The organism is Pseudomonas sp. 31-12, assembly GCF_003151075.1.
GTDB lineage: Bacteria > Pseudomonadota > Gammaproteobacteria > Pseudomonadales > Pseudomonadaceae > Aquipseudomonas.
Genome location: NZ_CP029482.1, coordinates 3052645 through 3070677 on the forward strand (window position 1 = coordinate 3052645; position 18033 = coordinate 3070677).

The 18033-nt window shown below is 54.8% G+C and carries 18 protein-coding genes and 3 pseudogenes; 11 read left to right on the forward strand and 10 right to left on the reverse strand.

The annotated features are described in order from the left end of the window. Nucleotides 1-243: 243 nt before the first annotated feature. From DJ564_RS14410 to DJ564_RS14425, 4 genes and pseudogenes are all read right to left on the reverse strand, one after another. Nucleotides 244-1680 (reverse strand): IS1182 family transposase, encoded by a 1437-nt coding sequence (locus DJ564_RS14410; RefSeq protein WP_109630425.1) that lies wholly within the window; start codon nucleotides 1678-1680, stop codon nucleotides 244-246. Between the two features lie 231 nt (nucleotides 1681-1911). Further along, nucleotides 1912-2133 (reverse strand): hypothetical protein, encoded by a 222-nt coding sequence (locus DJ564_RS14415; RefSeq protein ID WP_109630428.1) that lies wholly within the window; start codon nucleotides 2131-2133, stop codon nucleotides 1912-1914. A gap of 401 nt (nucleotides 2134-2534) precedes the next feature. After that, nucleotides 2535-2885: a hypothetical protein gene (locus DJ564_RS14420; RefSeq protein WP_109630431.1), complete on the reverse strand. Its 351-nt coding sequence runs from the start codon at nucleotides 2883-2885 to the stop codon at nucleotides 2535-2537. A gap of 84 nt (nucleotides 2886-2969) precedes the next feature. Then, a pseudogene (locus tag DJ564_RS14425) lies at nucleotides 2970-3182 on the reverse strand (integrase); the annotation flags it as partial. Between the two features lie 678 nt (nucleotides 3183-3860). Between DJ564_RS14425 and DJ564_RS14435 the strand changes: the two are divergent. The 4 genes from DJ564_RS14435 (at nucleotide 3861) to DJ564_RS14455 (ending at nucleotide 7399) form a co-directional block, all read left to right on the forward strand. Further along, complete coding sequence (locus DJ564_RS14435; protein WP_109630437.1) at nucleotides 3861-4634, forward strand: EAL domain-containing protein; 774 nt, start codon at nucleotides 3861-3863, stop codon at nucleotides 4632-4634. A gap of 228 nt (nucleotides 4635-4862) precedes the next feature. Further along, nucleotides 4863-5222 (forward strand): phosphonate transporter, encoded by a 360-nt coding sequence (locus DJ564_RS14440; protein ID WP_109630440.1) that lies wholly within the window; start codon nucleotides 4863-4865, stop codon nucleotides 5220-5222. 2 nt (nucleotides 5223-5224) lie between these two features. Then, nucleotides 5225-6514, forward strand: a complete 1290-nt coding sequence (locus DJ564_RS14445) for a sensor domain-containing diguanylate cyclase (protein WP_162556205.1) — start codon at nucleotides 5225-5227, stop codon at nucleotides 6512-6514. Between the two features lie 585 nt (nucleotides 6515-7099). Then, entirely contained in the window at nucleotides 7100-7399 is a 300-nt protein-coding gene (locus DJ564_RS14455; protein WP_109630449.1) for a hypothetical protein, read from the forward strand. Between the two features lie 79 nt (nucleotides 7400-7478). Here the strand turns inward: DJ564_RS14455 and DJ564_RS14460 are convergent, their stop codons facing one another. Both DJ564_RS14460 and DJ564_RS14465 read right to left on the reverse strand, forming a co-directional pair. Next, a complete protein-coding gene (locus DJ564_RS14460; RefSeq protein ID WP_109630452.1) occupies nucleotides 7479-7961 on the reverse strand; it encodes a GNAT family N-acetyltransferase in 483 nt (160 codons plus the stop codon). 208 nt (nucleotides 7962-8169) lie between these two features. Continuing rightward, nucleotides 8170-8616 carry an N-acetyltransferase gene (locus tag DJ564_RS14465; RefSeq protein ID WP_109630455.1) on the reverse strand — a complete coding sequence of 149 codons (447 nt, stop codon included), beginning with the start codon at nucleotides 8614-8616 and terminating at the stop codon, nucleotides 8170-8172. Between the two features lie 702 nt (nucleotides 8617-9318). On the opposite strand from DJ564_RS14465, the gene DJ564_RS14470 reads away from it, so the two are divergent. After that, complete coding sequence (locus tag DJ564_RS14470; RefSeq protein ID WP_109630458.1) at nucleotides 9319-9678, forward strand: DUF6124 family protein; 360 nt, start codon at nucleotides 9319-9321, stop codon at nucleotides 9676-9678. Between the two features lie 206 nt (nucleotides 9679-9884). Here the strand turns inward: DJ564_RS14470 and DJ564_RS14475 are convergent, their stop codons facing one another. From DJ564_RS14475 to DJ564_RS14485, 3 genes and pseudogenes are all read right to left on the reverse strand, one after another. Next, nucleotides 9885-10235, reverse strand: a complete 351-nt coding sequence (locus tag DJ564_RS14475; RefSeq protein ID WP_109630460.1) for a hypothetical protein — start codon at nucleotides 10233-10235, stop codon at nucleotides 9885-9887. A 99-nt stretch (nucleotides 10236-10334) separates the two neighbouring features. Continuing rightward, nucleotides 10335-10514 (reverse strand): annotated as a pseudogene (locus DJ564_RS14480) (PAAR domain-containing protein); the annotation flags it as partial. Between the two features lie 125 nt (nucleotides 10515-10639). Further along, complete coding sequence (locus DJ564_RS14485; protein ID WP_109630464.1) at nucleotides 10640-11260, reverse strand: LysE family translocator; 621 nt, start codon at nucleotides 11258-11260, stop codon at nucleotides 10640-10642. Between the two features lie 473 nt (nucleotides 11261-11733). Between DJ564_RS14485 and DJ564_RS14490 the strand changes: the two genes are divergently transcribed. Continuing rightward, complete coding sequence (locus tag DJ564_RS14490; protein ID WP_109630467.1) at nucleotides 11734-12096, forward strand: DUF6124 family protein; 363 nt, start codon at nucleotides 11734-11736, stop codon at nucleotides 12094-12096. Nucleotides 12097-12268: 172 nt separating this feature from the next. On the opposite strand, the gene DJ564_RS14495 is transcribed toward DJ564_RS14490, so the two are convergent. Continuing rightward, nucleotides 12269-13165, reverse strand: a complete 897-nt coding sequence (locus DJ564_RS14495; protein WP_109630470.1) for a DMT family transporter — start codon at nucleotides 13163-13165, stop codon at nucleotides 12269-12271. A gap of 88 nt (nucleotides 13166-13253) precedes the next feature. On the opposite strand from DJ564_RS14495, the gene DJ564_RS14500 reads away from it, so the two are divergent. The 5 genes and pseudogenes from DJ564_RS14500 to DJ564_RS14520 all read left to right on the forward strand — a co-directional run bounded on the left by DJ564_RS14500 (nucleotide 13254) and on the right by DJ564_RS14520 (nucleotide 17978). After that, nucleotides 13254-14585, forward strand: a complete 1332-nt coding sequence (locus tag DJ564_RS14500) for a PLP-dependent aminotransferase family protein (protein WP_109630473.1) — start codon at nucleotides 13254-13256, stop codon at nucleotides 14583-14585. A gap of 64 nt (nucleotides 14586-14649) precedes the next feature. Beyond that, nucleotides 14650-14931: pseudogene (locus DJ564_RS14505) on the forward strand (sterol desaturase family protein); the annotation flags it as partial. 63 nt (nucleotides 14932-14994) lie between these two features. Beyond that, on the forward strand, nucleotides 14995-15954 hold the full coding sequence (locus DJ564_RS14510) for a tripartite tricarboxylate transporter substrate binding protein (protein ID WP_109630478.1): 960 nt from the start codon (nucleotides 14995-14997) through the stop codon (nucleotides 15952-15954). After that, the gene (locus DJ564_RS14515) at nucleotides 15951-16445 is read left to right on the forward strand and encodes a tripartite tricarboxylate transporter TctB family protein (protein WP_109630481.1); all 495 of its coding nucleotides are present in this window, start codon (nucleotides 15951-15953) and stop codon (nucleotides 16443-16445) included. Before DJ564_RS14510 ends, DJ564_RS14515 begins: the two co-directional genes overlap by 4 nt. A gap of 24 nt (nucleotides 16446-16469) precedes the next feature. Beyond that, nucleotides 16470-17978, forward strand: coding sequence for a tripartite tricarboxylate transporter permease (locus DJ564_RS14520; protein WP_109630484.1), 1509 nt, complete (start codon nucleotides 16470-16472; stop codon nucleotides 17976-17978). The last annotated feature ends 55 nt before the right edge of the window (nucleotides 17979-18033 follow it).

The window sequence follows — 18033 nt, forward strand, 5'->3', positions numbered from 1 at the left end:
GTAGCTGGACATCCACCATTGGTGGCTTTTGGCCGGTTGTTGCTCGTCTCGACCGGCAGCAATGGGTCCAGGCCGTGTGAAAACGCGCTGAATACGTCGAATACTGAGAGTCGCGAGGATTGCCTGTGGAATAAGCGGGCGGAAGCGCGAATTACCTTAGTCAGCTACATAGATGTTTGTAATGCCGATTGGGCCGCGTCAGCGGCCCAATCGGCTACTAACGGGCGAGCCAAGCGGCTGGGTTCACGCCCTGATCGCCTCAAGCAGTCCTGCGATGCCGAAGATGCTCATCATTCGTTTGAGGTTGTAGGCGAGCACATGAAGGCTCATCTCGGTGCTCACTTTCGGCAGGGTTTTGGTCAGGAAGTGGGTACTTCCCATCCAGTATTTGAGCGTTCCAAAAGGATGTTCAACGGTCTGTCGGCGACGCCTCATCATCGTTGGATCATTTTCCAGTCGTACCTGCATCGCATCGACTACGGCTTCATGTTCCCAGCGCTTTACCCGGCGCTCCTTACCGGTCGTACACTGCTTCTGCATTGCGCAGGACTGGCAGCCCGAGAACCAATAACAGTGCAAAAGCATGCCGTCTTCCACCGAAGAATGCCGCCGGGTCAGTAACTGTCCCGCAGGGCATCGATACTCGTCCGATGCAGCAAGGTAGATGAAGTCCTGCTTACCAAATCGGCCTTCGGCTTTGCTGCCAGATGTGAGGGGTTTCGGTACGAAGGTAGTGATGCCGGCTTGCTCGCAAGCAAGGATTTCCAGACCTTTGTAATAGCCTCGGTCGGCCACCACCGTTAGCGATTCAGCCTCGATTTCTTCACGCGCCTGGTTCGCCATATTGCTCAGTTGCCCACGATCATTACCAACGTTGGTCACCTCGTGGGCAACGATCAGATGGTGTTTGTCGTCGACAGCTGTTTGTACGTTGTAGCCAACCGTTCCGGTGCCTCGACCGCTCGTGGCCATTGAGCGTGCATCTGGGTCTGTGAGGGAGATCTGCTGGTCTGGACTTTCGTGGAGCTGCGCCTCGATTTCCTTGAGTTTCTGCATCTGCTTTTTCAGTGTTTCTATCTTTTCTTTAAGCCGCTCTGCTTTGGCCTCGGCGACTTCGGGTGTTGCCCGATCCGCCGAATCCATCGCCGCCAGATATCGATCAATACTCTGCTCGATCTGCTGCATGCGTGCCTTCACTTTGCCCTGAGTGAAGTTGCGGTCGCGATTATTGACGGCTTTGAATTTGCTGCCGTCGATGGCGATGATCGACTGGGAGAAGAGATTGAGGTTGCGGCAAAGAACTACGAACTGGCGGCATACGCTGCGAATGGCTTTGCCGTTGTCTTTGCGAAAGTCGGCAATGGTTTTGAAGTCCGGGGCCAAACGCCCCGTTAGCCACATCAACTCGACGTTGCGCTCGGCCTCACGCTCAAGCCGGCGGCTGGACTGAATCCGATTGAGATAGCCGTAGATATAGATCTTTAGCAAGACCGCTGGATGATAGGCCGGACGACCCGTTGCAGCAGGATCGACGCCCTCAAACCCAAGTGCGCCCAGGTCGAGTTCATCGACGAAAACGTCGACCACTCGGACTGGATTTTCTTCAGTTACGTAATCGTCCAGGCACTCCGGCAGCAGAGTCACTTGCGTCCGGGCCTCGCCTTCAATGAATCGCTTCATGATCGTCCTCGATACGATCTAGACGATCAGAAGATTAGACAATTGCAGGTGTTTTCACACGGCCTGGGTCGATAGCTGCCCGTCATCAGTGGTAGCTATCGGGTAATGCTAGATATCAGAATGGGGGCTAGAATGAGCCGAACGGCTTGCGTTGATCTCGCCAAGCTTGAGTAGACGCTGATCGAAGGCGTGCATATTTCAACCATTCGCCCGCAACCAACACGCTTCGTCTCACCCATACATGTACAAAAGGTCGTCGATCAGCTCTAGCTCCTGCTGCGTGTACTGGACCTTGTTGTACCGTCTAATGTTCTCAAGCACACCTCTGATCGGAACCTGCCGCGAAGGATCCTGAACAATTTCGATCAGACGGTCGTAATCGGGATCGTTTCCCTTGAGGTATTTTTCAATCAGTTCTTTGAGCGCTACGCGCGCCTCTAGATCGGTTAGCACTGTTACTTCTCCGGCAAGACAATGACCTCATCCACTTTGATGATAGTGGTAGTACCTGGTTTCGGAATGAGTTATCGCGCACCACCTGTACCTTAGCCAGCATACGCTTTCGTGAAGCGTTCCAGGTTCGGACTTTTACCATCAAGCTAATATGGGACTTTTACGATTGGCACGTCGTCCTTATAGAGTTGCAGCGTGTCGAACTTCAATCGCAGGCAACCATCACTCCATGCCGGGGCGGGGGCAGCACTACGGCCATCAAGCAGATTTGGTATCCATGTGGCGATTCAGTGGTTGCAGAAAACTCTGAATGATAGGGTAAATGTAGGGAGCCATTCCGGTCTGTGAGATGGTTTCAATCCCCGCGTGTGCTGCGGGGATTACTTTCCATAAGCTAGGAGCTATTGATAAAGTCCCGCAGAAGAATCCAGGGCGTTCAACAATTCCTGAGCTGGAATAGCGTACTGACCGAGGTTCGCCATATCCAGATCCCCCCAGTCTTGATCATCATCAATTTCCAATATCAGCAAATCGATTTTTTTGAGCTGGAAGAAACTGATGATGTCGCGAATCTCTTTCTCGCGTTGCACCTGATCATTTCCATAGAGCCCACCGGCATAGAAGAAGCCCTTATCACCCATGGCAAGTTTCTTCTGAGAGCCAATAAGGGACATTTTGAAGCGTTGGTGAAGAAATTTCGCGGCTTCCACATCACTCGTCGGTGATGCCGCTGCAATGCTTATTTTGGTCATGGTTTAAAAGTCCTCAGAGATCAGAGGGTTAAGTGGTTTGCCCATGGTGTCTTTCTGGTAGTTACCATCGTGCCACCTGTGTTCATGGGCGACGTCGCGCACGCGGAGCGTGGTTAAGTCGCAGGCCCGAAGCTTGCTGTCGATGGCCATATCGAAGAGCGCAAGATCACGGGTTCGTTCTGCAATTTGAAGCCTTCCCCGGATGGCCCAGATATCTCTCAGTCGGAGTGGAGCTTTCTGCCCAACCAATTTTCCTTTGTTCCAGGGCTGACGGCTGCAGGTAGCGAAGATGTTCATGACTAGTCCTCCACGTGTCGAAGGCAACGACGCCTGATGGTCAATACTTTGTGGTCAAAGGGCAGCTCTGGCGGTGTACCAACCCATCGCTGAGTGAGCGATGTGCGGTCAACGAGCTAATGGCCGCTCGTCGTGAGGTTAAGGCAGCGAAAGTCTCTGGCGATTCTGAGCAGTTAAAGAAGGAAAGGCCCCCACAAAGCGGATCTATTAAATGATTCAAAAAGGTTCGAGGTCGAGCTGAGATGCCATTCGTGTCCTAGTAGATGGCGGTTCCCCTGCAATCGTGCGATGCAGAATGCTAGTAAGTGGTTCTCAATACCTTGGCGCACCATGATCACCTAGCCCGCTTGGCAAATGAATATCCATCGCCCCTCCCTTAGTGTTGTCTGAACTCATCCGAATTACGATCCCTGGTTCCCTCCATTTACGCCTTCAGGATATTTCGAGATCGGACAACGTGAGGAAACTAACAAAATGCGTGCCAACACCCTCCGAAAACCATCATCTTATACTTTTGGCTAAAAACCACATATTTGCCGCGCTGCAAAAAATAATCAGCAATAGACTGCTACACTCCGATTCTCCAGTGGAAAGCTAAGTAAGGCACTCTGAGTGATTTCACTATTCACTCCAACGTTCAGGATTAACTAAATAATATCCAACTATTTGGAGTGCGACGTGACCGTTTTCCCGAACTCATTGACTTCGCCCAGTGGTTGCCAAGGATGCAAAAGCTCCTTAGAACTGGATTTAGATTTCACCTTCGCTTATCAGCCGATCGTGGACGTACGTGATCAGTCGATTTTTGCACATGAAGCATTAGTTCGGGGCCTCAACGGTGAAGGCGCGCTGTCAGTGCTCGAGAAAGTCAACGATCAGAATCGCTATGAATTCGATCAATTGTGCCGCGTTCGGGCTATTTCTACTGCAGCGCAGCTTGGCATGACCCAACATCTATCGATTAACTTTCTACCCAAAGCTGTCTACCGTCCAGAACTGTGCATTCGAAGCACACTCGAAGCTGCACGAGTTAATAATTTCCCCCTCGATCGGTTGATTTTCGAGACGGTTGAGAGCGAATATGTTGATAACAATCACCACCTAACCAATATATTATCAAAATACCGAAAGTTTGGATTCAAAACGGCAATTGATGACTTTGGTGCGGGTTATTCAGGGTTAAACTTATTAGCAGATTTTCAGCCGGATTTTATTAAGCTGGATCTTGCGTTGGTGCGCAATATTCATCTTGACTCCGCTCGCCAGGCTATCGTGCGTGGCATTGTTACAATGTGCGCCGATCTAGATGTAAAAATCATTGCTGAAGGTATAGAAAATTCGGAAGAACGGAATTTTCTTGCCGGCTGCGGAATTTTTCTAATGCAAGGTTTTTGGTTCGCCAAACCTGCATTTAAATCAATGGCTTCCATCGATCCAAGCGCTTGGATATAAGTAAAAATCCACAAAGTCTTATCGATCACATTTAATATTTGGCTAAGATAACAGCCGCGACATCGCCGCCATTATCCACTGGACCGATAAAGCTTAGAATAATAATTTGCAATTGGTCCTTGTCATATATTGGTTGCGGAAAGGGTGAGCACCCTGCATCAAAGGTTGACTGAAGATAGTCTGGCAGAAAGTGCTCAAATTGATATCGAACTTAGCGAGTGAATAGAAATGAATCTTACGTTCGAAGAAGCATCGATACAATCATTATTGGACGCGCCTGACCAACTGGACACTCTAAACTTCGGCATAATTGGTTTTAACGACGCTTCAGAAGTGACGATTTACAATACTTTTGAAGCTACAAGTGCGGGCTTGCGACAGGCACGTGTTTTAGGTAAAAATTTATTTGTGGAAATTGCACCCTGCCTGAATAACGCCATGGTCGCTCAAAGGTTTGAGAATGAACCTGAGTTAGACGTGATTATTTCTTACGTTCTGGCGCTTCGAATGCGGCCAATCCCCGTCAGATTAAGACTACTTAAAAAAATCAATAATAACACCCGCTTCCTACTGGTTGAATGGGCATAAAAATGAGTGGCATTGAGCAGGATAATGACTCAATCGAGTCAGAGTACGAAGCGTTACTTTCATTCATGTATCTGTCACCCGTAGGACTGGTAAGAACCAACCCCAGCGGAAAAATTGATATGCTTAATCCTATGGCAACACAATTGTTGATGCCATTGGTTAAAGCTATTGGCCTTGAGAATCTGTTTGAAACACTTGCTTCCGTTGCGCCTGAATTACGTAACCTTGTGACAAGTTTTAGGGAGTCATGCGGATCAATATGTGTAAATCATAGAATTCACGTGACGTCCGCAGCCGACGGAGGTGTTGTACTGTCATGTACTATTGTGAAGGTCAACGACGATGTTTTGATAACAGTTCTGACTGATATCTCTTGCCAAGTTGCAACTGAAAGGAGGCTAAGGCAGACCGACTCATGGCTTGACGCCATCTATACTGTTGTTAACGATTTCGCAGTCCTCGGTTTGACTAAGCAGGGAGAGATTAATAGGTGGAGTCCCTCAGCAGAGCGTTTGACGGGATACTCGGAATCTGAGGCTATAGGTGAGACGTTGCGCCACTTCTGTAATCTTTCCGCCATGGATGTGCACGTTTTAGGTGAACATCTGGCATTCGCACGTGAGGAAGGTTGGCATTCACGAGACTATTATTGCCAACACAAATCGGGACACAATTTTTTTGCTCAGGCAATGATCGCCGTTTTGCGTGAAGAGGATGATGAGTTCTCTGGATATACTGTGGTGTTTCGGGATATTACCGAGCGAAAGGTGTCGAGCGAGAATCTTGCTGACTTGCTAACTAAAGATCACCTCACAGGTGCAGTTAACCGGGCTCATTTTTTCAACCTTGCGGAGAAAGAGTTTGCTCGAGCAACTCGATATAGACAGTCAATATCGATAATCATGTTAGACGCTGACCACTTCAAACTTGTTAATGATCGTTGGGGGCATCCGATTGGCGACGAAGTTCTGAAGTCAATTGTTAAAGTTTCCGAGGGGGTTCTTCGGCCCGCGGACACTATAGCCCGGTTCGGTGGAGAAGAGTTTGTGATTATGCTGCCCAATACCAACAGCCTCGAGACGTCCGTTATTGCAGAGCGACTCAGGAGCAGCATTGAGGCATCTAGTGTCGATGCTGGTGGCGAGGGAATTAAAATCACCGTCAGTATTGGATGTGCGTCGATGAATGAATCGCGATCCACTCTCAAGCAGTTGTTAGTCTCTGCAGATAGTGCGCTCTATCACGCAAAATCCAAGGGTAGAAACTGTATAGTTGAGATTTGTGAATTCTAAATTGATGGCATCTCGTGGGTTAACACGAGATAGGCAAGTGAATTACCTAGATCTCAAATATTCCTAGAGGGCTTTGTGTTTCTTGATTTCAAGGGTCTCATTAGTTTTTAATAAGGCTCTCTTGCTGCACATGCTTCGCGATACCCAAAAACTCGACCGGATCAATGCCATAGCGCCGTCAGGTTTCTATAGCTCCAATACCCCCGGCATGCGACCTGCAATCCTTGCAATAACCCCTCATGGCGTTGGCAAGCGCGAGCTCATTTTCGTAAAGTTTTTCGAGGATTTCCGGCAGATGAGTGTTTGCTTACTTGGCGACATTTCATCAGCGTGAAAGGAAAACTTAGCAGTGGCAAGACGGCGTGCACTAGCTTCATGGTGATTTAGGTTGTATGACCGAGTTACCAGGGCATGAGCTATCTCCGAGCTAGTAGAGGTTCCCGAATGGCCGCTTCTGGCCGATTTCTGCCTGTTGCGACGGGCCGCAAACAACCCGAAGCGGTCTTTTGCTTTTGCCTGTCTGCGAGTTTATATAACCTCGCGAAATTCGTTTCGCACACTCGTTGCAATATCTAGGCTCCTTTTATGCTGACTGACCAGACCAGGCTACTCGCCCTCGCATTGCTTGAGATCAGGACATTGCTTGCTGATTATCTGGGCAGCGATGTCGATGCTCCAATGAGCGTCCGTGTCGCGGCGCATATGGCCTATGCACTCCACAATGAGGCGGAGGCTGCATACAGCAACGCTGAATTTCAGATCGACCACGCAACTCGGAAAATCGCCGCGATCGATGAGATTCTTGGTGTTACGGATGGTGCCGCGTTGTTGAGCAGATTTGAAATCGAGGCCAAAGTCATTCTGGATAGCGCTCAATCTGGATGACCGCTTCTGGCCCAGAGCTGTCAGTTATGAACCCAGCAGAAGTCCCTCGAGCCTCTTTTGACCTTTAGGGGGATCGCCTTTACAGACGCATTCCCATCTCGAAAGCACGAGTTTCAAACCCGAACTCTGTGTACATGCGAGCAGCGCGTGCATTGAACGGCCAGACGGACAACCTCAAGTCCTGGGCGTCATTTTCGATAGCCCAGTTTTTAACGAGCTGAATAAGCATACGTCCAATACCTTTCCCCCAAAATTGCTCGGCAACACATACCGATCCAATGCGAACAACATTCAGCGGTTGCATCAGCGGCCCAGAGCTTGCCGACAAGCTGGCGGTTATGAAGGCTGCGGCCTGGTGACCGACATTCGCGATGAATACAACCTGACCCGGTTTCTCGAAAAGACCTGACCAGTGAGGAAGATCGCGCGAAAAGTCTTGGGTGGCAGCCGCGTAAATATCGGGGCGGGCAGCGTGGTGCACCGCGTTAAGCAATTGTCCTAACTCACAAATGCTCAATGCGTCTTCTACCGTTGCTGCTCGGTAAGTAATGGCTTCGTCCATGATGTGCAGCTCTCCTTGATTGTATGGGTGGTTCGCAGGGCTCCCGGTCTTTGTCTCATGGCAGGGATGATATTCCAATGGCTGCTTTTGGGCTGTGGATTCAACCGGTCGATGCAACAGATTTGCTAAATCCGCAGGCCGAAAGCAGCCATTCCGGACGCTCCTGCACGCAAGAGTGATCGCCATGGGTGGAAGGACTATCCATTAGTCATTTGATATGTCGGTAGACCTTTGTTGTACGGACCGAAAATCCTGCCCCCTCATATAAACGATGGGCAGATTCACGATCTGGATTGGAGGTTAAATCCAGAGTTTTCGCGCCGAGGTCATGGCTTTTTTCTATTGCTGCTTGTATGAGTGCTTTGCCGACCCCTTGACCTCGAGCACTGGCATCTACTACGACGTCTTCGATCCAGGCACGAATGCCTGTCGGAATGCGAAAATGAATTAGGGTTAGCGCCCCCAAAATGCTTCCTCCACCTGCTGCTCTCACTACCAATAAATCGGAGCACTCTGAATCCACAATCTGCTCCAAATCTTCCATTGTCATCGCTTGAGCGTTTCTGGAAAGCTGTGGGAGAAGGTCATTCAAAGATCTGAGCAGCATAGGATCGGTTTCTTGAACCACCTCGACAATAGCGGATTGGTTTGTCATTAGAGATCCTCAAGTGAAGGGGGGTGAAGCTTCAATGGTTCAATTCGACACACTACCCCAAAGGCTCTGCGAGTGACCGCTTCTGGCCCAGAGTGTGTCATAACCCTTGTTAGCCGCTTCCACTCCGGAATGTTTTGGCTTACTCAGCTAGGTCAGACATCAGTTGCTCACTTCCCTTCAGGTATTTTTCAATTAGCTCTTTGAAGGGGACGCGGGCCTGCAGGTTGGTTCGCATTTTTATTGCTCCGGCAAAATAGTGACTTCATCCGCGTGCGGTGGTGTAGGCAAGTCGCCGTACACTTTTGTTGCTTTTCGTGAGTGCGCGCCCGCTCATTCAACATGATTTGAGGGGGCGTGTTTAAACTCCGCCGAGTTTACTTCTTGAAAGCTACAAATCCTTGCGCCGTTGCCTACGGCTGCGCCAGAATCCGCCGGCTTGTGTGTCGTAGCCCTTGGTTCTATCGTTTCCGTGCCGCTGATCATTCAGCGGTCGGGCTTGGAAACTCGACGGGTAAACGACACGAAAGCACCTCTTCATAACGTATTTTTTTCGCGCTAAGTGCATTGCGTTATGGCGGCTGTGCGTGGGAGACCTTATAGGTCTGCCGGGCTCGTTTACCCTGGTTTTCCAACCCGCGTACAGCTGCCACCCCTTCGCTTGGAAACGAACGTGGCAGCTTCACCAGTAAACGAGGTTTCACCATGTTCAAAGTCACACCAAACCCGCCGGACACCGATCCGGTTTCCCCATACGAACCTGATTCAAAGAAGCTCTACGAGGCTGCGGAACGGGCGCTCGACTTCCATTTCCCGTCGAATGCCGACATCAAAGCCACCCCACGAACACGCAGCACCCTTTTTTCCGTTGACCCCGAGGCCACGGCCGAAACATTGGCGGTTTATCTGGTCGAGACGCTGGCCTCGGTCGATGTGATGGTCCATCAGTTGGTGGATCATCTGGAGGGCGAGTCGCGCTACGCGCTGCTGGGTATTTCCAACAGCATCATGATGGCGGAGATCACCGCGAATCGGGTGTTGGATAAGATTGATCTGCCCAAGTAGGTGCCGCTTGCTGTGGTGAGTGGCGAACTGATGTTTGGCTGTTAATCAGGGCCAGAAGTGACATAGCAGCGACTCGCTGCGTTTCAAACGCGATGACCCCCCAGTGGTTTGCCGATCACTGGGGGCTTTTGTTGGCAGCAAGACCGGCCGGCTTCATAGCAGGTCAAATGCTCCCCGGTCACATGTTGCTTATCGCCTCGTTCTCGTTAAGCACGAAATTTCATGAGCTCCTTCCAGATGTAACCGTAGCTGTAGCGTAGCCATGTAACTTTTAACAAGTCGAAGGTACGTCGTAGCCAACTGTTTTCTCGCGCTTTGAGTTCTTTGGCTAACAACCATTCATCCTTAAAACCAGTCCAGACAGGAGGGACGGGCGTTTCAAGGTTGCTGAAACACACAGGCGCGACCTCTGAGTACAAGATCTCCTCAACGACCTTTGGGTCATAGCCCCGGATTCTTTCTGCGATAGAGGCGTAGTCGACAGAGCTGTCTACAAAAGCCTCTGCCAGTGCGATCTGGATGCTTGCTCGTTCCGCAGGAGTCAGAATATGTACCAATGGGTGTGCTCCTTTTGCTCTGCGTCGAACGCTCCCCGGTCAATAGCTTCGTCCGCTTTAAGCACGAACTCCATCCCAATGCCTACGCCCTTCAGCACTAAACACGGTGCCGGACACTTCCGAGGCTAGCGCACTACCGCAGGTACACGTGTCACCTTTGCGAGCGGCTGCAAGACCGTCGAAGAACACATCAGGAGAACCGGAGGCGATAGCTTTGGAACCGTGCCCCGGGATGGGACAATTGGTTGGGTCGGTAATTCGTGCAGCTGGCTTTGCCATGCTTGACTCCCTGTCAACGAATTTAAAGGGGGGCGACTGTATCAGACTTGCTCTGAAAAATGGCTCGCGAAGCGAGGCATAAGACGAGCTGAGCGACGGCTCCACCGGAAAGTTTGCCCTGGAACTCAGGCGCGGCGCGCCATCAACAGCACCGAAGCCGCCGCCGACAACAACCCGGCGCAGCAACGATTGAATATCCGCTTGCCCCGAGGCTCGGCAAACCAGCGGCGCATGTGCAGGCCCATGTAGGCGTAGGCGCTGATGGCGATCCATTCCAGCATCAGGAACAACGCGCCGAGCAGCGCGAACTGCGGTGCCACCGCGCGGGTCGGGTCGACGAACTGGGGCAGGAACGCGGTGAAGATCAGGATTGCCTTGGGATTGCCGGCCGCCACCAGAAACTCCTGTCGCGCCAACGCCAACACGCCAACCGACGCCCGCGTCACTGCCTGCTCGGCCCCCGGATCGGCGCGCCACAACTGCCACGCCAGGTAAAACAGATACGCCGCGCCGACAATTTTGATGCCATAGAACAGCAACTCGGACGTTTGCAGCACCACCGCCAACCCGGCCGACGCCAAGGCAATCATCCCGGCAAACGCCAGCAACCTCCCGATCCCGGCCACGCACGAGATGCGGTAGCCGTAGCGGGTCGAGTTGCTGACCGACAGCAGATTATTCGGGCCCGGCGCCATGTTCAAGGCGAAGCAGGCGGGGAGAAACAGCGTCAGCGTGGCGAGGTCCATGACAGGTCTCTGGTAACGAGAACGGTACTTTTATCATGGGACCCGGGTGGCATTCCCCGTACAGCGGTGGACGCAAGTCGCCGTACACTTTTGTTGCTCGTGGTGAGTGCGCCCCGTTCATTCAACAGGTTTGAGAGCGCTTGTTTAAACGCCATCAAGTTTACTTCCTGAAAGCTACAAATCCTTGCGCCGTTGCCTACGGCTGCGCCAGAATCCGCCGGCTTGTGCGCCTAGGGCCGGGCCTCTATCGTTTCCGGGTCGCTGCCAATTCAGCGTCCGGATTTGACCGTCCGATTCAATCAAGGCGTACCAGTGCCCAAGAAAAGCGTCCGGCTTTTTTGCGGTGGCTGTGCGTGGGACATCTTCGGGTGTGCCGGATGCCTTGATTTCCGGTCGGTCAACCCGCGTACAGCTGCCACCTCTATTCGTTTGACCGCGAGCGGTGGCGGCTCCACTAATCAAGGAGCAACACCATGTTCAAAGCCACGCCCAATCCCCCGGAAACGGACGACGTTTCCCCCTACGAATCCACCGATTCCAAAAAACTCAACGATGCCGCCGAGCGAGCGCTCGACTTCCATTTCCCATCGAGCGCCGACATCAAGGCCATCCCGCGAACCCGCAGCACCCTGTTTTCCGTGGATCCCGAGGCCACGGCCGAAACCCTGGCGGTTTATCTGGTCGAGACCCTGGCCTCGGTCGATGTGATGGTGCACCAGTTGGTGGATCATCTGGAGGGTGAGTCGCGCTACGCGCTGTTGGGTATTTCGAACAGCATCATGATGGCGGAGATCACCGCGAACCGGGTGTTGGATAAAGTTGATCTGCCTAAGTAGGTGCGGTCTGCTGTGGTAATGGGCTACTGATATTTGGCTGGTAATCAGGGTCGGAAATGGCTTAGCAGCGACTCGCGGCGTTTTAAGCGCGAAGAAAACCCCCAGTGGCCTGCCGATCACTGGGGGTTTTTGTTGCCCGCAACACCGTCCGGCTTCATCAGTCACCGGCGGTTTACTTCGCAAACCTCCTCGCACCCACCACACACAAAATCACCGCAACAGTAACCCCCAGCATGCCGAGACTAACCTGCTCGTGAAGCAACGTAGCCGCCAGCGCCAAGCCAAAAAATGGCTGAAGCAGCTGCAGCTGCCCAACCGCGGCAATCCCTCCTTGAGCCAGTCCGCGATACCAGAATACGAAGCCGATCAGCATGCTGAAAAGCGACACGTACGCCAGGCTCCACCAGGCCGGCGCGCTGATGCCGGAGAACGAAGAGGGCTTCAGCCACCAGGTCAGCGGCGCCACCACCGGCAACGACAACACCAGTGCCCAGGAAATCACCTGCCAGCCGCCCAGGGTTTTGGACAGCTTCGCCCCTTCGGCGTAGCCGAGGCCGCAGGCGAGGATGGCCAGCAGCATGAGGATGTCGCCGGCCGGGGAGGCGGTCAGTCCCTGGGACACGGCGAAACCGACCACCAGCAAGCTGCCCAGGACCGAGAAGAACCAGAACGCCGGCCGGGGACGCTCGCCACCGCGCAGTACACCGAACGCGGCGGTCGCGAGCGGCAACATGCCGACGAAGACAATGGAATGCGCGGACGTCACGTACTGAAGTGCCAGCGCCGTCAGCAGCGGAAACCCGATCACCACGCCCAACGCGACGATGACCAAGGGCAGTAACTGGTGTCGCGCTGGCCGCTTTTCCTTGAACAGCCACAGAATGCACAGCGCCAGCACGCCGGCGATGGTGGCGCGGGCCACGGTCAGAAAGACCGGGTCGAATTCCAGGACGGCCACCCGTGTCGCGGGCAGCGAACCGCTGAAGATCAGCACGCCGATGAGTCCGTTGATCAAGCCGCTGGTGTTCTTTTCCATGGTCTGGTTTTGCAGCTTCGAGGCACGTTCCATTTTGGGCTCACTCAGTCGGGTTGCATGAGGCGCATCGTATGACCGACTATCGATACAATCAAAAAATTGTCATGGATACATTTCCCATATGCCTCGCTCCCGGTACAAGTCGCTGGTGGATGCCTTTGCAGCCGATATCCGTTCAGGGCGTTTGCCGCCCGGTACGCGTTTGCCCACGCATCGCCTGCTTGCCGCCAGCCATGGATTGGCCTTGGTCACTGCCAGCAGGGTTTATGCAGAGCTGGAGGCCATGGGCCTGGTCAGTGGCGAAACGGGGCGCGGGACTTTCGTACGGGAGACTTCGCTGCCGCCCAGCCTGGGCATTCACCAGCCCAATGTTGCGGCGGGGATGATCGACCTCAATTTCAACTATCCGTCCGTGCCGGGGCAGGCCGATCTGCTGCGCAATGCGTTGCGTCAGCTCGCGTTGTCCGGCGATCTGGAATCCCATCTTCGCTACCAGCCGCATGCAGGGCGCCCGCATGAGCGGGCATCGGTCGCGCGTCATCTGGTTGCGCGGGGGCTGACGGTGCAGGCTGAGCAGGTGTTGCTCGTCAGTGGCGCTCAGCACGGATTGACAGTGGCGCTGATGGCGTTGCTGCAACCCGGTGATGTGATCGCGGCAGACGCCTTGACCTACCCGGGGTTCAAGGTGCTGGCCGAAACGCTGCACCTTGAAGTCGTGCCCATTCCCGGCACCGACACCGGGCCGGATCTGGAGGCGTTCGAAAAACTCTGCCGAAGTCGTTCCGTGCGTGCGGTCTACACCATGCCGACGCTGCACAATCCGCTGGGTTGGGTGATGGCCGCCGATCAACGCGAGCGCCTCGTTGCCATTGCGCGCAAGCACGACCTGCACATCATCGAGGACGCGGCGTACGCGTTTCTGGCAGAGGATTCGCTGCCACCGATCGCGCAACTGGCGCCTGAAAGAACGCTGTACGTTTCAGGATTCTCCAAGAGCGTCGCCACCGGGCTACGCGTCGGATTTGTTGCAGCGCCCCTGCAAACGGTGCCCGCACTGGAGCGAACGATCCGGGCGACCACCTGGAATACCCCCGGGGTGCTGACGGCGATTGCCTGCGCGTGGATCGATGATGGAACCGTCAGCCTGCTTGAGGCGCAAAAGCGCGCAGACGCCCAGGCCCGGCAAGCCGTGGCCGACCAGCACCTGGCCGGCCTGCACTTCGTGCGCCATCCATCCTCCTACTTCATCTGGCTGCCCTTGTCGGAAGACGCGCGGGCCGACCAGATCGCCATGGCGTTGATGCGTGAGCACGTCGCGGTATCGACCGCAGAACCGTTCGCGACTTCTGTCCATGTGCCCCACGCGATCCGCCTGGCGTTGGGCTCGGTGGACATGGGCGCGCTTGGCGTGGCGCTGGAGAAAGTGAAGCGGGTGGTGGGGGCTTACACATAGCGGAGCCATATCAAGCCAAAGCCGGATGACTGCAAGTACACCGCGTTATCGTTCTTCGCGAGCAAGCCAGCATCAGACTCACCACAGCGACGCGCCTCGACACATCAACAAGAACTTTGGAATCAACCTTTCTCTCTGGGACTGGATGTTCGGCACGCTCTACGTCACCACCTCGAAGCCGGAAACCATCCGCTTCGGCACCGGTGAGCAGGGCCACGATTGTTACCTGACGGTCTACAGCCTGATCGTCACGCCGCCGAAGGATCTCGTAAAGCATTCAGCTGAGCGAAGGGCGTCACCAAACACAAGCATGACCTACGCTTGTTCACAGACGCATGTTCAGTGAGCAGGGTTTGCTCCTGAGCGAGATTCAATCGAAACCCATAAAAACAATATCGGGAGACTCCATATGCTCGCCTTGTTCCGTCGCTCCATTGCAGTGGCCATGACGGCTGCCGCGCTCACTACACCCGCGTTTGCGCTGGACACCGTCAAGTTCATGGCCCCAGGCTCCGTCGGTGGCGGCTATGACCAGACCGCACGGGACCTGGGCAAAGCTCTGGTCGAGGCCAAAGCCGCAAAATCCGTCACCTTCGAGAACAAGGGCGGGGCAGGCGGCACGTTGGGGCTGGCGCAATTTGCCAACAGCACCAAGGGCGATCCGAATGCGCTACTGGTGGTCGGCGCGATCATGGTCGCGGGTATTGAGCAGAACAAACCGCAAATCACCTTGAAGGACGTGACTCCGATCGCCCGGCTGTTTACCGAATACAACGTGATTGCGGTACGCAAGGAGTCCGAGTTCAAAACCCTGGACGACTTGCTGAAAACCTTCAAGGACAAACCGTCCAGCATCACCTGGGGCGGTGGCTCCAAGGGCTCGATCGATCACATCGGTATCGCCGATCTGGCCAGCAAAATGGGAATCCCTGTCAATAAGGTCAATTACGTCGCCTTCGCCGGCGGGGGGGAAGTCGTTGCTCAGGTGCTGGGCGGCCAGATCAAAGTGATCACGGGTGGTTATGCCGAACTGGGCCAATACATCAGGAACGGTCAGTTCCGTGTGCTTGCCATCGGCGCACCGGAGCGTATTGCCGACATTGATGCGCCGACCCTGAAAGAGAGTGGCTATGACGTGATTATCGGCAACTGGCGCGGTGTCTACGGTGCCTCGGGCCTTACTCCAGCGCAGCGCAAGGAAGTGACCGACGCCGTCGTGGCCGCCGCCAATAGCGAAGGCTGGAAGAAGAACGTCGAGACCAATAAATGGGCACCCAACGTCTTGACCGGCGATGAGTTCGGCACCTTTGTCGACCAGGAGCATGTGCGGTTGCGTGCAATGCTGGTCGAGGTCGGGCTGATTAAATGAACCCGTCTCGTCGAATCATGCCGGTACAACTGGCGATCGGCTTGGGTGTGGTCGCCATCAGTGCGGTACTGGCGCTCGGCGCCTATGGCTTTCCCGAGGAGATGGGGTTCGTCATCCTCGGTGCGCATGTCTATCCCTACGCGTTAGCGGTGTTCCTCGGCGTGGTCGGTGTGCTGCTGTGCTTTCAGGCCGTGACCGGTGGTTTTCGCGAACTGGCGGACCACGATGACGAGTCCGCGAAAGCGCTGCCCGGCGGCAAACTCGGGGCGGGCTGGGTGACGGCGGGACTGGTGGCCGTGGCCATGCTGATCAACCTCATCGGGTTCGTCCTGGCGGCCGGGTTGCTGTTTGCCTGTTCGGCCCGGGGTTTTGGCAGTCGCCGTCCGGTGCGGGACCTGGCCATCGGCATTGCCCTGACGCTGCCGATCTACTGGCTGTTCAACGCCGGGCTCGGGGTTTCCCTGCCGCCCCTGATCAACGCCTGGCTCTGACCCCGGCCCAAGGAGATAAACACGGTGGATATTCTCTCAAGCCTGGCCGTCGGTTTTGCCGCTGCGCTGACGCCGATCAATTTGATGTGGGGGTTTATCGGCTGCTTGCTCGGCACGGCCATTGGTGTCTTGCCGGGGATCGGACCGGCACTGACCGTTGCGCTGCTGTTGCCGATCACCGCAAAGGTCGACCCTACCGGGGCGCTGATCATGTTCGCTGGTATCTATTACGGCGCGCAGTTCGGTGGTTCGACCACCTCGATCCTGCTCAATACCCCCGGAGAGTCGTCGTCCATGGTCACGGCCCTGGAAGGCAACCTCATGGCCCGTAACGGACGGGCAGGGCCGGCCTTGGCGACAGCGGCGATCGGCTCGTTTATCGCCGGCACCATCGCCACGGTTCTGCTCACCTTGTTTGCCCCGATCGTTGCCACGCTGGCGCTCAAGTTCGGTCCTGCGGAGTACTTTGCGATTCTGGTGTTGTCCTTCACCACCGTGTCGGCGGTGCTCGGCGCTTCGATGCTGCGGGGGTTCGCTTCGCTGGGGATTGGCCTGACGATCGGCTTGATCGGCCTGGACTCGACCTCGGGCATTGCCCGCTACACCCTGGGTGTTCCGGAGTTGGTGGATGGCATCGAAGTCGTGCTCGTGGCGGTCGGTTTGTTTGCCGTGGGCGAGGCGTTGTACAGCCTGCTGTATCAAAAAGAAGAGGCGTCGGGCCGCCACCGGCTGACGTCTTTGTGGATGACCCGCGCGGACTGGAAACGCTCCGTTCCTGCCTGGTTGCGAGGTACGCTGATCGGTTTTCCGTTTGGTTCGATTCCGGCCGGTGGCGCTGAAATTCCAACTTTCCTGTCCTATTCCGCCGAACGCAAACTGAGCAAGTTTCCCAAAGAGTTCGCGGGCAACAAGGGTGAGGGCGCCATCGAGGGTGTTGCCGGACCCGAAGCAGCCAACAATGCCAGCGCCACCGGTTCTCTGGTGCCGCTGCTGACGCTCGGTATTCCGACCTCCGCGACGGCGGCGATCCTGTTGGCCGCGTTCCAGAACTACAACCTGCAACCGGGGCCGATGCTGTTCCAGACCTCGGGCGATCTGGTCTGGACCCTTGTCGCTTCGCTGTATATCGGCAACGTCATCCTGCTGGTGTTGAACCTGCCGCTGGTGGGGTTGTGGGTCAAGCTGCTGCAGATTCCCCGACCGTACCTGAACGCCGGCATTCTGGTGTTCGCCACCATCGGCGTGTATGGCATGCGCCACTCTTCGTTCGACCTGCTGCTGATGCTGGCAATCGGTTGGGGCGGGGTGCTGATGCGGCGTTTCGATTTCCCCGTCGCGCCGGTGATCGTAGGCATGCTGCTGGGGCCGATGGCGGAAAAGCAGCTGCGCAACGCGTTGTCCATCAGCGAGGGTGACTGGATGATCTTTCTGACCCAACCCATTGCCGCGTCATTCCTTGCGCTGACGGTGTTGGTGTTGATCGTGCCTCATCTGCTGCACGCTCGGGGCATCAAGTTGCATGAGGATGATTAGGCAGTTTTCTTCAATACGCAGGGCAGGGCGCTCAGTACCTTGAGCGCTGGTTTTC

Bases quoted from the DNA above. Each gene is read 5' to 3' on its own strand.
- DJ564_RS14465 (WP_109630455.1), bottom strand. From the start codon at position 8,616: ATGACAAACCAATCCGCTATTGTCGAGGTGGTTCAAGAAACCGATCCT.
- DJ564_RS14490 (WP_109630467.1), top strand. From the start codon at position 11,734: ATGTTCAAAGCCACGCCCAATCCCCCGGAAACGGACGACGTTTCCCCC.
- DJ564_RS14470 (WP_109630458.1), top strand. From the start codon at position 9,319: ATGTTCAAAGTCACACCAAACCCGCCGGACACCGATCCGGTTTCCCCA.
- DJ564_RS14440 (WP_109630440.1), top strand. From the start codon at position 4,863: ATGAATCTTACGTTCGAAGAAGCATCGATACAATCATTATTGGACGCG.
- DJ564_RS14510 (WP_109630478.1), top strand. From the start codon at position 14,995: ATGCTCGCCTTGTTCCGTCGCTCCATTGCAGTGGCCATGACGGCTGCC.
- DJ564_RS14495 (WP_109630470.1), bottom strand. From the start codon at position 13,165: ATGGAACGTGCCTCGAAGCTGCAAAACCAGACCATGGAAAAGAACACC.
- DJ564_RS14500 (WP_109630473.1), top strand. From the start codon at position 13,254: ATGCCTCGCTCCCGGTACAAGTCGCTGGTGGATGCCTTTGCAGCCGAT.
- DJ564_RS14460 (WP_109630452.1), bottom strand. From the start codon at position 7,961: ATGGACGAAGCCATTACTTACCGAGCAGCAACGGTAGAAGACGCATTG.
- DJ564_RS14455 (WP_109630449.1), top strand. From the start codon at position 7,100: ATGCTGACTGACCAGACCAGGCTACTCGCCCTCGCATTGCTTGAGATC.
- DJ564_RS14515 (WP_109630481.1), top strand. From the start codon at position 15,951: ATGAACCCGTCTCGTCGAATCATGCCGGTACAACTGGCGATCGGCTTG.
- DJ564_RS14410 (WP_109630425.1), bottom strand. From the start codon at position 1,680: ATGAAGCGATTCATTGAAGGCGAGGCCCGGACGCAAGTGACTCTGCTG.
- DJ564_RS14445 (WP_162556205.1), top strand. From the start codon at position 5,225: ATGAGTGGCATTGAGCAGGATAATGACTCAATCGAGTCAGAGTACGAA.
- DJ564_RS14485 (WP_109630464.1), bottom strand. From the start codon at position 11,260: ATGGACCTCGCCACGCTGACGCTGTTTCTCCCCGCCTGCTTCGCCTTG.
- DJ564_RS14420 (WP_109630431.1), bottom strand. From the start codon at position 2,885: ATGACCAAAATAAGCATTGCAGCGGCATCACCGACGAGTGATGTGGAA.